Raw genomic sequence first — 14,047 nt, 5'->3', positions numbered from 1 at the left:
CCGCCATGCCTGTAGCAAGTCCGGACAAGACGAGTTGAACTACTACCCGAGTGAGGTTTGAGATGACCACGACCGGACCGACGGAGAGCCTGCTGGCGACGCTGCCGGGTCATTACTACACCGATCCGGCCATCTTCTCGTTGGAGCAGTCCCGGATCTTCGAATCGCAGTGGTTCTGCGCGGTGCGCTGCGAGGACCTGGACAAGCCGGGCGCGTTCCGGACAGTGCAGATCGGCCGCGAGAGCGTGCTCGTCACCCGCGGCCGGGACGGCGCGGTCAACGCCTTCCTCAACGTGTGCCGCCACCGGGGTGCCCGGCTATGCACCGAGGAACAGGGCGAGGTCCGCCGCTCCTTCCAGTGCCCTTACCACGCCTGGACCTACGACCTCGACGGAAAGCTGATCGCCGCGCCGAACCTCAACGACATGCCCGAGATCGACCGCACCGAATTCGGGCTCAACCGCCTGCACGTGCGCGAATGGCTGGGCTACGCCTGGGTGTGCCTGGCCGAGCAACCGCCGTCCTTCGACGAGGTCGTGATCTCCGACGTCACCGAGCGCCTCGGCGACGCGGAAGCGATCAACGCCTACGACATCGCTTCGCTGCGCCTGGGCAAGCGGATCAACTACGCCGTCAAGGCGAACTGGAAGCAGATCATCGAGAACTTCATGGAGTGCTACCACTGCGCGACCATCCACCCTGAGCTCACCGAGGTGCTCCCTGAATTCGCCGACGGGTTCGCCGCGCAGTACTACGTCGGCCACGGCGCCAAGTTCGGTGAGGAGGTCCAGGGCTTCACCGTCGACGGCAGCGAGGGCCTCGACCAACTCCCCGGTGTCAGCGAGCACCAGGACCGCCGGTACTACGCGATCACGGTCCGACCGCAGGTGTTCATCAACCTTGTGCCGGACCACGTGATCTTCCACCGGATGTTCCCCGTCGCCGCCGACCGCACGCTCGTCGAGTGCGACTGGCTCTACCTGCCCGAGGTCATCGAGTCCGGCCGCGACCTGACACGCTCGGTGGAGCTGTTCGACCGGGTCAACCGGCAGGACTTCGACGCCTGCGAACGCTGCCAGCTGTCCATGGACTCACGCTCCTACATCCAGGGCGGATTCTTCGTCCCGAGCGAGCACCACATCGGGGCATTCCACGAGTGGGTACAGCACGAACTCGACGACCACGACCACTGATCACAGGAGTTTCGGGGCGGGAAGCCACTTCGAAACGGGCTTGGGTTCTCTCGTGGGGCCGTCTCGCGAGAGAACCAAGCCGGACCCGCTGTTAGCGCTCCGGTTTCGTCCCGCGCAGTACTCCCCCGCGCTACTGGGCTTCGTCCACAGCACCGGCTCTCCCGACGAACAGGTCACGACTCTCACGCCACCTGGGACGACGCTCCCACCACCAAGGCCACCAAAGCCGTACTGCAGCGCGAGACACTCACATCCGAACCATGACGGCCGGCGTCCGTCAGAACCTGGCGAGGTCGTACCGGTCGAGGTTCATCACCTTGCCCCAGGCGGCTGCTCCGGAAGATTCGCGCCAGCAGGTGTGGGTTCGTGCTCACACCGGTAGCTCCGGGTAGAGAGGACAACTTTCCGCGAGGTCCGTGACGCGGTCGGCGAGGGCCTCAAGGCCAACTTCCGGGGTCTCGGGACGCAGAGCCAGCGCGACGATGTCCGAGACCTCGAAGAACTCCTCATCTCCGAAGCCGCGCGCAGCCAGCGCCGGAGTACCGATGTGAATCCCGGAGGAAACCATCGGCGGGCGCGGGTGGAACGGAACGGCCCTGCGGTTCACGGTGATGCCGACCCGGTTCAGCCGGTCCTCAGCCTGCTTCCCGTCCATCTCGGAGTTGCGAAGATCCACCAGCACGAGGTGCACGTCGGTACCACCGGAAACCACGCCGACATTCTGCTCCGGCAACAACCGGTCCGCGAGGATCTGCGCGCCGGCGAGGGTCCGCTCCTGCCGCTCGCGGAAGGCAGGCTCCGCGGCGAGCTTGAACGCCACCGCCTTGCCCGCGATCACGTGCTCGAGCGGGCCGCCCTGCAGGCCGGGGAAGACGCTGGAGTTGAGCTTGTTCGCCAGGTCTCCCTGAGCGAGCACGATCCCGCCGCGTGGGCCACCGAGCGTCTTGTGCGTGGTGGAGGTGACCACATGCGCATGCGGTACCGGGGACGGGTGCAGCCCGGCGGCCACCAGCCCGGCGAAGTGCGCCATGTCCACCATCAAGTATGCGCCGACCTCGTCGGCGATCCGGCGGAACTCGGCGAAGTCCAGATGTCGCGGGTAGGCCGACCACCCCGCCACGATCAACCTCGGTCGCCGTTCCTTCGCCAGCCGCTCCACCTCGGCCATGTCGACGAGGTGATCGTCTTCACGCACGTGGTACGCCACAGCGTCGAAGTACTTCCGAAGGCGCATTTCATGCGTCAGATGCCCGCCGGGCACGAGATTTGGACCGAGGAACGTGTCGCCAGGCTCCAGCAACGCGGCCATGACCGCCGAGTTCGCCTGAGCACCGGAGTGCGGCTGCACGTTTGCGTAGTCAGCCCCGAACAGCGCTTTGACCCTGTCGATCGCCAGCTGCTCGATCTCATCGACGTTCTCGCAGCCGCCGTAGTAGCGGCGCCCCGGATACCCTTCTGCGTACTTGTTGGTCAACACCGAGCCCTGGGCCTGCATCACGCTCAGCGGCGCGAAATTCTCGCTCGCGAGCATCTCCAGTGTGTTGCGCTGCCGGGCCAGTTCTCGGTTGACGGCCGCATGGACCTCCGGGTCCGTCTCCGCAAGTGGCAGGCTGAGCTCACTCTCGGCGCTCGGCACCCCTTGACGATCAACCGTTACGGACATGCGGCCGACCTCCAGATGCATCTGTATTTCGTGACTGATATATCAATCAGACGTCAATCTAGGCCGCATGGTGGTTCCGGTCAACATCCCAAGGACAACTTCTCGTGGATTTCCCGGCAGTTTGGTACCCCCGTGCCATCCGCTCTTCCAGACGAGACGACTCGGCGCCGATGGCGATCAAACCGATTTGTCTGATATGGACGGTAATTTCGCCCCACACGAGCAACGTGGCTGATCAAGCGGTGATCGTGTCGAAGTTGGAGCAGGACGGAGCCCTTACGGTCGGGTGCCTCGGACAGGGTGTCGGTTCCGGGCGAGCTCTATCGCTTTTCCGGAAACGCGCTGTTTCAGGGAGGGACTGGTGCCGCCGGTGGCAATGTCCGGTGCTCTCCTCGCCGGAATTCTGCTCGTGCCCCACGAAGTACCGCGCCGGAAAACCATCGGTGAACTCGGGCGGCACGCCGGTCCGTTCAGAATGGACGTTGACGCAGTGGCAGCAACCCCATGAGGTTCTCGGCGATGAGGTACCAGTGCGCCGTCACCCCGAAGGTAATCCGGCACCCGGGCCACGAGATCGCAGATCCGGGCGATTCCCAGCCATTCACCTGAGTAGCGACTTCGCTTTGGAAATCCCGGCGAGCAGCCGCTCAGCGTCCGCGACGCCGCGACCGACCTCGGTGACCACGCCTCCAGACTCGGGATTACGGAAGATCCCGCCGCCCCGAACATTAGAACCGCTACCACCACAAGTGCGCCGACCGGCGCCACGACCCAAAACGGCGCGCACCCGACGGTGAGCGTGCCGAGCAGCAAGAGCACGGTCGGGTCGGCCACCGGCCCGCTCGGCCGCCATCACCGGCCGCCGGACGGGAAAATGAAACTGACGACCACTCCGAGCAAGATTTCGAAGAATCGAATCCACCACCGCCGCTCAGCACTCCAGACCGCCTGCGACGAGGGGTTGCCGGCGACGTGACGCGCGATCCGCGTCCGACCCGAGTTTTGAACGCTTTCGCAGGTCACATAGGTGTCGGCATCGCGGTGACTAACAACACTCATCGGTATCGCAAAGCATTCCTGCTATACTAATGATGTATTAGATTTCGACGAGTGTTGGATTTCAGTGATGAAGTCGGGGCTACGATGAGTACTACAACCGAGGTTCAGCCGACCTCCATGGCCGACAAGGCGTACCAGGCGATCCGCGACCGACTGGTCATGCTGGACATCCCTCCGATGGAGCCGATCGACGACGCGGCGCTGGCGCAGTCGCTCGACATCGGCAGGACTCCGGTGCGCGAAGCGCTCAAGCGACTGGAGATCGACCGCTTGGTCGTGTCCTACCCGCGACGCGGGACGTTCGCCACGGCCGTGGACATCACCGACCTAGCCTACATCTCCGATCTGCGCGTGCACCTGGAACCGCTGGCGGCGCGCAGGGCCGCCGAGGTCGCCGGTAACTCAGAGCCCGGGGAGCTCGGCGACCTCGCCGACTTCCTCGACGACATGGACTTCCGTTCCCTCGAACGCGACGAGGCGATGCGCTGGGATCTGCACGTGCATCGTATGATTTACCACGCAGCGGGCAATCCGCACCTCGAAGACACGCTGGTTCGCTACGACAATCTCGCGACGCGGATTTTCTGCGTCTTCCTGGACCGCATGCCGGACTTCGACAGTCATGTCATGGAGCACTCGGCACTGCTGCGGGCGATCAGCGCGCGCGAGCCGGACAAGGCCGAACGGCTCGCGCGAGAGCACGTGCTGAATTTCGACAAGGCCATGCGCTCGTTGGTGTGAGTCCTTTCTGCGCCGATCGGCGATGCGAAGGCCGGGCAGAGTGGGAAGTCGGAGGTGCGCCGATCAGAGGCGCTGGGCGAGTTTTCGCCGCCACTGCCCGAAGGCGCGGGGGCGGTCGATCGCGAGCACGCCGACCGGCTGGCCGTCGGGGGCGAGGTAGAGGGCGAGGAAAGCGCCGGAGTCCGGGTCGCCTTCTTCGATCTGCACCGCGCAGTCGGCGGCGCGGTGGCCGGCGAACTGGATCTTGTGACCGTACTGGTCGGACCAGAAGTAGGGAACCGCGTGGTGCGCCGGGGCGGAGTGCTCCCGGCCGAGCAGCGCCGCGACCGCGGCCGCCGGTTGCTGCAGCGCGTTGGTCCAGTGCTCGAGCCGCAGCGGGCCCGCGGTGTAGTCGCGATAGGAGTGGGCGCAGTCGCCGACCGCCACGATTTCGGGGATGCTCGTCCGTCCGTGCCCGTCGGTGCGAACACCGTCGTCGACCTCCAGGCCCGATCCGGCGAGCCATTCGGTGTTCGGCTGTGCCCCGATGCCGACCACGACGACGTCGGCGGGCAGTTCGCGCCCGTCGGTGAGGCGCACCGCCGTGACCCGAGGTTTTCCGATCAGCTCGGCGAGCCCGGTGCCCGGGTGCAGCCGCGCGCCGTAGCGGGTGTGCAGCCGCCCGCACACCGCGCCCATGTCGTCGCCCAGCGCCCGCTGCAGCGGAACGGCCGCGGCTTCGACGATGTCCACTTCGCAGCCGAGACCTATTGCGGTGGAAGCGATCTCGGCTCCGATGAAGCCGGCGCCGATGACCACCAGCCTCGCCCCGGCGACCAGTTCGGACCGCAGCGCCCGGGCGTCGTCGAGGGTGCGGAGGGTGTGCACGCCCTGCAGGGTGCTGCCGGGTAGTCGCCGCGCTCGTGCGCCGGTGGCGAGTACGACGGCATCGGTGTTGATCCGGGTCCCGTCGGCGAGCACGACGGCTCGGTCGGCGGTGTCAAGCGAGCTCGCCGCCTGACCGATGGCCCACTCGACGTCGAGCTCGGCGTCGTCGGCGTCGGTGAGCCGGATGTCGTCCTCGGTGACGGTTCCGGCGAGGAACTCCTTCGAAAGCGGCGGGCGGTCATAGGGCTCGTGCCGCTCGTCGCCGACCAGGGTGATCCGGCCTTCGACCTCCTGCGCGCGCAGTGCGCGGACGGTCGCCATCCCGGCGAGCGAGGCACCGACGACAGTGATGTGCTCCATCAACCGACCTCCTCCGCAACCGCGCCACCGGTGGCGACCCGGGTCGACTCGTACACGTAGATCAGTCCTTCCTCGATCGAGACCGCGTGCGTGCGCACCGGCTTCTTGGCGGGCGGGCCGCTGGGCTGACCGGTCCGGAGGTCGAAGCATGCGGCGTGCAGGGGGCACTCGACCGCACACCCCTCCAGCCATCCGTCGGACAACGACGCGTCCTGGTGCGAGCAGGTGTCGTCGATCGCGTAGAGCTCACCGTCCACGTTGAACACCGCGATCGGCACTTCGCCGTGCACGCGGGCCGACTCCCCGGGCGGCAGGCCGGCCAACTCACCAACCAAGATCATTACGCCTCCTGTTGCTCATGGCGAAACAAGCTGTGCATTACGCAACAGACAGAATGGGGCTCGACACCCCGGTAGTCAACGGTCAAATTCGGCCTGAAACATGCACGTTTTTCAGTTGCACCCGAACACGGGAGCGCCCGTATCGGCGCTGGACGTGCAGGGGTCGCGGGGTCGCAACGAGCGATGGGGCGACCCCGCCGGGAAGTCCACGATGGGAGAAGGTCTTGCTTCGAGGGTGCTGACCGAGTAGCTTATCGCAAACAGATATATCAGTAGGGGATCGCGGTCACAACCGCGGTGTTGCTGCGGAGTTGCGACACTGTCGCTCGACGCGCTGCAGATCGCATCCCGGGGAGTCCCATGACCGATCAGTCCAGAGGGCCGCGGCGGAACCTCACACCCCCGGTGGTGCAGGAGGAGCGCACGGTCCACCGCGCAGTCGCGGCTGCCTCGGTCGGCAACGTCGCGGAGTGGTACGACTTCGGGATCTACTCCTACCTCGCGGCTGTCGTGCTGAACCGGGTTTTCTTTCCGGACGTCGGCAAGTGGGCAGCGGTCTACACACTGGGCGCGTTCGCCGCCGCGTTCGTCATGCGCCCCCTCGGCGGGTTCGTCTTCGGCCGCCTCGGCGACCGGTTCGGCCGTACCAAGATCCTGTCTGCCACGATCCTGCTGATGGCCGTCGCCACGGTGCTGCTCGGCCTGGTTCCCAGCTACGGCACCAGCGGCCTGCTGGCCCCGCTGCTGGTGCTGCTCATCCGAATGCTGCAGGGCTTCTCCGCCGGTGGCGAGTACACCGGTGCGCTGACGCTGATCGCCGAGTACGCACCGGACCGGCGACGCGGATTCTTCGGCAGCTGGTTGGAATTCAGCACGCTGACCGGCTACGCCCTCGGCGCGACCACCTGCGGCACGGTGATCGCGCTGCTGCCCGACGACGAGCTGGTCGCCTGGGGCTGGCGCGTGCCGTTCATGCTCGCGCTGCCGCTGGGCCTGGTCGGGATCTACCTGCGCATCAGGTTGGAGGACACCCCGGCATTCCGGCAGCTCATGGAGCGCTCCCCCGCCTTGGCCACGATGTCGACCAAGCGCGCCGTGCAGATCATCCTGCGCCACTACCGCACCGCGGCGCTGGTGGCCGCAGGGATCATCGCGGCGTGGAACGTGACCAACTACGTGCTGACCAACTACATCCCGACCTACCTGACCGGAACGCTCCCTCGCTATGGCGAGAGCGGGACCAGCAGTGCGGTGGCCACCGGGCTGCAGGTCGCGGTCATGGTCGTGATGCTCTGCGCGATCGTGGGTGTCGGACGGCTCAGCGACCGCATCGGCCGAAAACCGGTCCTGATGACCGGAAGCGTGTCGCTGGTGCTGCTCGGCCTACCGGCGGTGTGGCTGCTGCGCGCCGGGATGGCGGGCCAGATCGCCGGGCTGCTGATCATCGGTCTGTGCCTGATCTGCTTCGCGGCGGTTTCCCCGTCGACATTGCCCGCGCTGTTCCCGACCATGATCCGCTACAGCAGTCTCGCGGTGATCTTCAACCTGTCGGTTTCGCTGTTCGCCGGGACCGCGCCAACCATCATCGAGGCGGCGGTGACCGCGACCGGCAACCTGGACTGGCCGGGCTACTATCTCATCGGCGCCGGCGTCATCGGCATCCTCGCCACCTATTTCCTGCGCGAGCACGCCGGGAAGCCCCTCGCAGGCGCCGCTCCACTCACCTCCAGCGCCGAGCTCCCACCCCCACCCCTGTCCGAGGACGGGGTGCCGCTGGAGCAGCCGCGCTAATCCCGGCTCTCCCCCGCGGTCGAAACGAGAGCGGCCTCGCACCGGATCCTGTCCGGCACGAGGCCACTGGCTCGTCGCGGGTCACCCGATGCGCTCGCGCACCCACTCGTGGAACTCACCGATGTGGTGCTCGCTGGGGACCAGCACCCCGCCGTCGACGTAGGCGCGGGAGTCCATGGCCAGCTGGCAGCGCTCGCAGGCGTCGAAGTCCTGCTGGTTGACCCGGTGGAACAGCTCCACGGAGCGCTCGATGTCGGTTCCCGAGTCGACCACCTCCGGCAGGTAGAGCCAGTCGCAGCGCACCAGCGTCCGCTCCGCCGAGAGCGGGAACATGCGGTGGAAGACGACGTGGTCGGGCACCAGGTTGATGAAAACCTGTGGCCGCACGGTGATGGCGTAGTAGCGGCGGTCCTGCTCCTCGTTCACCCCGGGCAGCTTCTGCAGCCCGGCGGAACCGTCCACTGTGAAGCCCTCGACGTCCTCGCCGAACTCGGCGCCGTGGCCCACGAAGTACTGCGCGGCCAGCCCGTCGGCGAACTCCGGGAGCACCTCCGTGAGTTCGGGGTGGATCGTGGCGCAGTGGTAGCACTCCATGAAGTTCTCGACGATCTGCTTCCAGTTGGCCTTGACGTCGTACTCGATGCGCCGCCCGAGCTTGAGGTCGGCGACCTGGTAGCCCACGATCGCTTCCGGGGTCCCCAGCCGGTTGATGACGTCGCCGATGACGCTGCCCTCGAACGAGGGCGCTTCCTCGGCCAGGCACAGCCACACGTAGCCGAGCCATTCGCGGACGTGCACCTTGTGCAGTCCGTACTCGGTGCGATCGATGTCGTCCATCGCGTTGAGGTTCGGCGCGGCGGTCAGATCGCCGTCGAACGAGTAGGTCCAGGCGTGGTACGGGCACTGGAAGGACCGCCGCACCTCGCCCTTCTCCTCGGTGCACAACCGCGCGCCGCGGTGCCGGCAGACGTTGAGGAAGGCCTTGATGGCGCCGTCGCGGCCCCGGGTGACCAGCACACTCTCGCGTCCGATCTGGACCGTTTCGTACTGGCCGGGCTTGGCGAGGTCCGCGCTGAGCACTGCGCAGAACCAGCCGGCTTCGAAGATCGTCTCCTGTTCCCGGCGGAAGATCGCGGGGTCGGTGTAGTAGTACCCTGCCAGCGTCCCGCGCAGGCTTTCGGGGAGGCGGGCCTGGTCCTGGGAGGTGGGAAGCTCACCGGTCGTCATGTCATGCTCCTCATCGGAGAAGGGGGGATCTCGCTGCGGCGCGACCGCGGCGGGTGTCGGCTTGACGTCGACATTGCGGCAAAAAGGGCTCAGCGGGCCATATCTGATCGCTGGAGGCGGAATCGGTCGGGTCCCCGGCCGCCGGCGGCGGTCCGCGGCACGGAACCACAGCGCGACACGTGGGCGGCGGAACCGCCGAGCGCGCTCTGGCGCCCCGGGTGGATTTCGCTTGAATCGCCAACGTTCTCGGAGTTCTTGCGGCGCGGCTACGGGAACACGACGGTGCTGTAGCCGTTGAGCAGGACGCGGTGCTCGCAGTACCACCGCAGCGCGGGGGACAGCGCCAGCACTTCCGCATCCCGCCCCACGGTCTGGCGCACTTGCGGGCCGTAGGTGTGGTCGATGTGGATGACCTCCTGTTCGATGATCGGTCCTCCGTCGAGGTCCGGGGTGACGTAGTGCGCCGTGGCGCCGACGAGCTTGGCGCGCGGGATATGCGGCAACGCTGGGGAAGGAAGAGCTGGCCACCTCTGATCGAGGACTGATATATCAACTGCCAGGCAAGATAGAGCGCCAGGTGTGACGTGGTCAACACGTAGCCGAAAAATCTCAGTCAATCCGGCATTGCGACCGGGTGTCGCGCTCCTCCGGGGCGGAGGCACCGGGGCAACAGTCCAGGTGTTTTTGGGTTGCTCTAAGGACTTCGATCACCCCCCGGGGCCGCGGCGGGCGAAACAACCCCTTGACCACGCGGCACGCGCTGCTACCGTGAGATCCATCTGATACTTCAGTTGTCGATTCCTGTTCTACCGCGCCAATCCCAAGGCGCGCTCACCGAGTGGTGGAACCACCAGGCCGGCTGCCGATGCTGGTTCACCCTCCGCCGGGACACGACCATCAACGACATCTTTCACGACGACGCGAACAGGGCGGTGACGAGGTGAGCAACGAGTTCAGGCTTGCCGAAGGCGGCCGGCGCCCGCACGGAATCACCGACTGGCTGAGCGACGCCGCAGCCGAATACCGCGACTGAACGCAACCGATGAATTGGAGCAGCCAGTGACCCAAGTGCGCGGAGTGGTGGCTCCCGGCCAGGGAAAGCCGGTGGAAGTCACCACGATCCACGTCCCCGACCCCGGTCCCGGCGAGGCCGTGATCCGGGTGCAGGCCTGCGGTGTCTGCCACACCGACTTGCACTACCGCGAAGGCGGCATCAACGACGAGTTCCCGTTCTTGCTCGGGCACGAGGTGGCCGGGGTCGTCGACTCGGTCGGCGAGGGCGTGCACAACGTCGAGCCGGGTGATTTCGTCGTGCTGAACTGGCGCGCTGTGTGCGGGAGCTGCCGGGCCTGCAAGCGCGGCCGCCCGCAGTACTGCTTCACCACCCACAACGCCACCCAGCCGATGACCCTGGCCGACGGCACCCCGCTCTCGCCCGCGCTGGGCATCGGTGGTTTCGCCGAGCGGACGCTGGTCCACTCCGGACAGTGCACCAAGGTGGACCCGACCGCGCGCCCGGCCGTGGCCGGATTGCTCGGCTGCGGGGTGATGGCCGGCATCGGCGCCGCCGTCAACACCGGCGAGGCCGGGCCCGGGGACTCCGTGGCCGTTATCGGTTGCGGCGGTGTCGGGGACGGGGCCATCGCGGGCGCGGCGATGGCCGGTGCGCGGCGGATCATCGCCGTGGACACCGATCCGGACAAGCTCGGGTGGGCGCGGGAGTTCGGCGCCACGCACACCGTCAACGCCTCCGAGACCGACACCGTCGAGGCGATCCGCGACCTAACCGGCGGTCACGGCGCGGACGTGGTCATCGACGCCGTGGGCGTCCCGAAGACCTACGAGCAGGCCTTCTACGCCCGCGATCTGGCCGGCACGGTCGTGCTCGTCGGCGTGCCCGATCCGCAGATGCGGCTGGAACTGCCCCTGCTGGACGTGTTCGCGCGCGGCGGCGCGCTGAAGTCCAGCTGGTACGGCGACTGCCTGCCCGAGCGGGACTTCCCGATGCTCACCGAGCTCTACCAACAGGGGCGGCTGCCTCTGGAGAAGTTCGTGACCGAGGAGATCGCTCTCGACGACGTCGAGGCGGCGTTCGAGAAGATGCACCGCGGTGAAGTCCTGCGTTCGGTGGTGACGTTCTGATGGGAATCCGGCTCGATCATGCCACCGTCTCGGGGAAATTCTCCCTCGACGGCGAGGTGCACGCGGTTGACAACAACCTCTGGGTCGTCGGCGACGACGACCGGTGCGTGGTCATAGACGCACCACACGACGTCAACGCGGTCCGAGAGCTGGTCGCGGGCCGGGAGGTCCTGGCCATCCTGGCCACCCACGCGCACGACGACCACGTGCGGGTGGCACCGCAACTGGCCGACGCCGTGGGCGCGCCGGTGCATCTGCACCCGGCCGACCTGCCGGTGTGGGAACTGACTCACCCGACGCGGCTTCCCGACGGGCTGCTGGTCGACCGGCAGCTGTTCTCCGTCGGGCGCCTGGACCTCCGGGTGATGCATACCCCGGGGCACACGCCAGGTTCGGTGTGCTTCTACTCCCCGGACCTGGGAACGGTGTTCACCGGGGACACCCTGTTCGCGGGCGGGCCGGGCGCGACCGGACGGTCCTTCTCGGACTTCGACACGATCACCGCGTCGATCCGCGACCAGTTGCTCCTGCTGCCCCGGCCGACCAACGTCCGCCCGGGACACGGTCCAGAAACGACCATCGGCGAGGTCATCCCGCAGTTCGACGAATGGGTGGCGCGCGGCTACTGAAACGCTGGCTGGGCGAGGACGGCGACACACCGCACCTGGCACCAGGCTCGTCCACGACCGCGCAAAGCTCGACGACCTCGCCAGGCGCCCTTCGCGGCTTTGTAGTCGGCGGCGACGCCGCCGAACCGGCCGGGGAAACGCTGGCGACAGCGCCTGCTCTCCGGAGTCGGCGATTGTTGACCATGGCCACCATCGAACTGTGGAAGAACAGTCGCAGCACAGTGGAGGGCGTGGCTGTCGTTCACCCTTGGCATCGGGCTGTCGCTGTGCGATGCCAAGGGTGAACGTTCATGAATCGAACGGGGTCGGATCAACCCAGCCGTATTCGGCGGACTCGGGCACGGCCAGCCCGCCCCTGGCGGCTCCCGCGAAGGCTGGGGGCGTGCCACCGCGCGGTCGCCGCCAAGTCGGTGATCAGTACCGGGCCACCGGTAGCGAACGCAGCCAGGCATCCCTCCCCCACTGGTCAGTCGCAGGTCTTCCAACCCACTGCTGATCTAGTCGAACCCCGTGATCGGTAGGTCAGGCCGGAACGCGGACTTGGCCGCCTTCCGTTTCCCAGCGCTCCTCCGAGACCGGGTCCGCCGAGCGGGGGCTGACAACGAGCTCGAAACCAAAAGACGGAACTCCGAGCGGCATTGTGCTTCGGGCCATTTCCCCGCCACCGCGGGCAAAATCGTTGCTGACGGCGGCGGCCATCGCCGCACGAGCCGCCTCTTCGGAAGCATCCAGCGGCACGACCAGCAGGCTAAGTCGCCCCGCGATCGAACTGGTCACTGCGACCGTGTTCGGATCCATCGACCGGAAGCCCTCAAAGTGCACCGTCCGGCCCTCGATGAACATCTTCCGTGGCACAGCCGCCCACATGTCGCTCGTTTGGCGTGCCACCCTCGAGCAAGCCGTTCCGTTGTCCAGGACGGCGCGCGTGCGACCGTCGGGTGCGCAGTAGACCTTCGAGGCATCCACGCCGACGACGTGAAACTCGACGAACGCACCGACGATCCGCAGCGTGTCGCACACCGCTCCGGTCCGGAACAACGACCTCGACTGGTTGTCCTTTGTGGACTCGGTTATCTGCCGCGAGCGGCCGAGTGTTGCAGGAGCATGTGTTGGGCGAGCCTGGCGAGTTCCCGGGTCGCGGGCGAGAGCGGGTTGGCCTGCCTGCGCACCAGCGCGACCGTGTCGTAGAGCGGTTCGTGGAAGCCGACCGTGCGCAGGTTCGAAGGGAAACCGGGACCGTCGGCGACCGCGCGCGCGACGATGGTGTCCCCTACCCCGCGTTCGGCCAGCGACAGCGCCGATTCGACATGCTCGACCTCGATCCGCGGCTCCAGCTTGAGTCCGGCGAGCTGGGCGCGGTCGGCGAGCTGGCGGCGCGTCGGATCCGACCAGCCGTAGTGCGCGTCGTAGAGGATCAGCCGGGACCGTGCGACCTCTTCGATCGGCACCGGCTCCGCGGCGCGCGAAGGGTCGGCGGTGGCGTAGTGCACCTCGTCCCGCAGCAGCGGGGTCACCTCGAGCCCTTCGTCGTCGATGGGCAGCACGACCAGCCCGGCCTCCACCGTCCCAGCCGCGACGGCGGCGGCGACCTCCACGGAGTTCAACCCGATCAGCCGGATCCGCACGTCGGGGTAGCTGTCGTGGAACCGCTGCGCCAGATCGGACAGCAGGTAGTACCTGGCGTTGCGAAGCAACCCGAACGTGGCGACGCCGCCGTGCAACGACCGGACCGAGCGCAGCGCCTGCGCACCTTCGTCGGCGGCGACCGCGGCCTGTTCCGCGTGCGGCAGCAGCGCCTCGCCCGCCGCCGTCAGCACCAGTCGTCGCGCACCTCTGGTGAACAGCCGGGTGGCGTGCTCGTCCTCGAGCTTGCGGATCAACTCCGACACGGAGGCCTGGGCGATCCCCATGGTGGTCGCGGCCGTGGTGAACGAGCCGGTCCGCGCGGCGAGCACGAACGCCCGCAACTGCTTCAATGTCACAGGGAAACCCTATGACAGGTGCAGGAATTTCTCACCTTGTCCTGTGCTTTGG

13 protein-coding genes are annotated in these 14,047 nt (G+C 67.2%); 6 read left to right on the top strand and 7 right to left on the bottom strand.

The genetic code is table 11. The annotated features are described in order from the left end of the window. Window positions 1–62 precede the first annotated feature (62 nt). Window positions 63–1,193, top strand: coding sequence for an aromatic ring-hydroxylating oxygenase subunit alpha (locus tag ACYVAN_RS12110; RefSeq protein ID WP_460958879.1), 1,131 nt, complete (start codon window positions 63–65; stop codon window positions 1,191–1,193). Window positions 1,194–1,563: 370 nt separating this feature from the next. On the opposite strand, the gene ACYVAN_RS12105 is transcribed toward ACYVAN_RS12110, so the two are convergent. Next, window positions 1,564–2,856, bottom strand: coding sequence for a serine hydroxymethyltransferase (locus tag ACYVAN_RS12105; protein ID WP_460958877.1), 1,293 nt, complete (start codon window positions 2,854–2,856; stop codon window positions 1,564–1,566). A gap of 1,143 nt (window positions 2,857–3,999) precedes the next feature. On the opposite strand from ACYVAN_RS12105, the gene ACYVAN_RS12100 reads away from it, so the two are divergent. Beyond that, window positions 4,000–4,656 (top strand): GntR family transcriptional regulator, encoded by a 657-nt coding sequence (locus tag ACYVAN_RS12100; protein WP_460958875.1) that lies wholly within the window; start codon window positions 4,000–4,002, stop codon window positions 4,654–4,656. A 63-nt stretch (window positions 4,657–4,719) separates the two neighbouring features. On the opposite strand, the gene ACYVAN_RS12095 is transcribed toward ACYVAN_RS12100, so the two are convergent. Together ACYVAN_RS12095 and ACYVAN_RS12090 are read right to left on the bottom strand one after the other, a co-directional pair. Beyond that, window positions 4,720–5,883, bottom strand: coding sequence for an NAD(P)/FAD-dependent oxidoreductase (locus tag ACYVAN_RS12095; RefSeq protein ID WP_460958873.1), 1,164 nt, complete (start codon window positions 5,881–5,883; stop codon window positions 4,720–4,722). After that, a complete protein-coding gene (locus ACYVAN_RS12090) occupies window positions 5,883–6,224 on the bottom strand; it encodes a bifunctional 3-phenylpropionate/cinnamic acid dioxygenase ferredoxin subunit (protein WP_460958871.1) in 342 nt (113 codons plus the stop codon). Before ACYVAN_RS12090 ends, ACYVAN_RS12095 begins: the two co-directional genes overlap by 1 nt. 360 nt (window positions 6,225–6,584) lie before the next feature. Here ACYVAN_RS12090 and ACYVAN_RS12085 point away from each other — a divergent pair, with 360 nt between their 5' ends. Beyond that, window positions 6,585–8,015, top strand: coding sequence for an MFS transporter (locus tag ACYVAN_RS12085; protein ID WP_460958869.1), 1,431 nt, complete (start codon window positions 6,585–6,587; stop codon window positions 8,013–8,015). A gap of 81 nt (window positions 8,016–8,096) precedes the next feature. Here ACYVAN_RS12085 and ACYVAN_RS12080 read toward each other — a convergent pair whose 3' ends face one another. Further along, complete coding sequence (locus ACYVAN_RS12080; protein ID WP_460958867.1) at window positions 8,097–9,242, bottom strand: aromatic ring-hydroxylating oxygenase subunit alpha; 1,146 nt, start codon at window positions 9,240–9,242, stop codon at window positions 8,097–8,099. Window positions 9,243–9,508: 266 nt separating this feature from the next. Further along, window positions 9,509–9,745: a hypothetical protein gene (locus tag ACYVAN_RS12075; protein WP_460958864.1), complete on the bottom strand. Its 237-nt coding sequence runs from the start codon at window positions 9,743–9,745 to the stop codon at window positions 9,509–9,511. A 288-nt stretch (window positions 9,746–10,033) separates the two neighbouring features. Here ACYVAN_RS12075 and ACYVAN_RS12070 point away from each other — a divergent pair, with 288 nt between their 5' ends. The 3 genes from ACYVAN_RS12070 to ACYVAN_RS12060 all read left to right on the top strand — a co-directional run bounded on the left by ACYVAN_RS12070 (window position 10,034) and on the right by ACYVAN_RS12060 (window position 12,013). Beyond that, the gene (locus tag ACYVAN_RS12070; protein WP_460958861.1) at window positions 10,034–10,186 is read left to right on the top strand and encodes a sarcosine oxidase subunit delta; all 153 of its coding nucleotides are present in this window, start codon (window positions 10,034–10,036) and stop codon (window positions 10,184–10,186) included. A 115-nt stretch (window positions 10,187–10,301) separates the two neighbouring features. After that, the gene (locus ACYVAN_RS12065) at window positions 10,302–11,384 is read left to right on the top strand and encodes an S-(hydroxymethyl)mycothiol dehydrogenase (protein WP_460958859.1); all 1,083 of its coding nucleotides are present in this window, start codon (window positions 10,302–10,304) and stop codon (window positions 11,382–11,384) included. Further along, complete coding sequence (locus ACYVAN_RS12060) at window positions 11,384–12,013, top strand: MBL fold metallo-hydrolase (RefSeq protein WP_460958857.1); 630 nt, start codon at window positions 11,384–11,386, stop codon at window positions 12,011–12,013. Before ACYVAN_RS12065 ends, ACYVAN_RS12060 begins: the two co-directional genes overlap by 1 nt. Before the next feature lie 522 nt (window positions 12,014–12,535). On the opposite strand, the gene ACYVAN_RS12055 is transcribed toward ACYVAN_RS12060, so the two are convergent. Further along, window positions 12,536–13,033, bottom strand: a complete 498-nt coding sequence (locus ACYVAN_RS12055; protein ID WP_460958855.1) for a DUF5994 family protein — start codon at window positions 13,031–13,033, stop codon at window positions 12,536–12,538. A 50-nt stretch (window positions 13,034–13,083) separates the two neighbouring features. Beyond that, on the bottom strand, window positions 13,084–13,995 hold the full coding sequence (locus ACYVAN_RS12050) for a LysR family transcriptional regulator (protein ID WP_460958853.1): 912 nt from the start codon (window positions 13,993–13,995) through the stop codon (window positions 13,084–13,086). Window positions 13,996–14,047 lie beyond the last annotated feature (52 nt).

This window comes from Parasphingorhabdus pacifica (genome assembly GCF_054779195.1).
Note: the sequence above shows the minus strand (reverse complement) of the source record. Positions and strands in the feature narration are given on the sequence as shown.

What these genes read in the sequence shown, in the direction of transcription:
- ACYVAN_RS12100 (WP_460958875.1), top strand. Translation starts at nt 4,000, where the DNA reads ATGAGTACTACAACCGAGGTTCAGCCGACCTCCATGGCCGACAAGGCG.
- ACYVAN_RS12105 (WP_460958877.1), bottom strand. Translation starts at nt 2,856, where the DNA reads ATGTCCGTAACGGTTGATCGTCAAGGGGTGCCGAGCGCCGAGAGTGAG.
- ACYVAN_RS12110 (WP_460958879.1), top strand. Translation starts at nt 63, where the DNA reads ATGACCACGACCGGACCGACGGAGAGCCTGCTGGCGACGCTGCCGGGT.
- ACYVAN_RS12085 (WP_460958869.1), top strand. Translation starts at nt 6,585, where the DNA reads ATGACCGATCAGTCCAGAGGGCCGCGGCGGAACCTCACACCCCCGGTG.
- ACYVAN_RS12080 (WP_460958867.1), bottom strand. Translation starts at nt 9,242, where the DNA reads ATGACGACCGGTGAGCTTCCCACCTCCCAGGACCAGGCCCGCCTCCCC.
- ACYVAN_RS12090 (WP_460958871.1), bottom strand. Translation starts at nt 6,224, where the DNA reads ATGATCTTGGTTGGTGAGTTGGCCGGCCTGCCGCCCGGGGAGTCGGCC.
- ACYVAN_RS12060 (WP_460958857.1), top strand. Translation starts at nt 11,384, where the DNA reads ATGGGAATCCGGCTCGATCATGCCACCGTCTCGGGGAAATTCTCCCTC.
- ACYVAN_RS12095 (WP_460958873.1), bottom strand. Translation starts at nt 5,883, where the DNA reads ATGGAGCACATCACTGTCGTCGGTGCCTCGCTCGCCGGGATGGCGACC.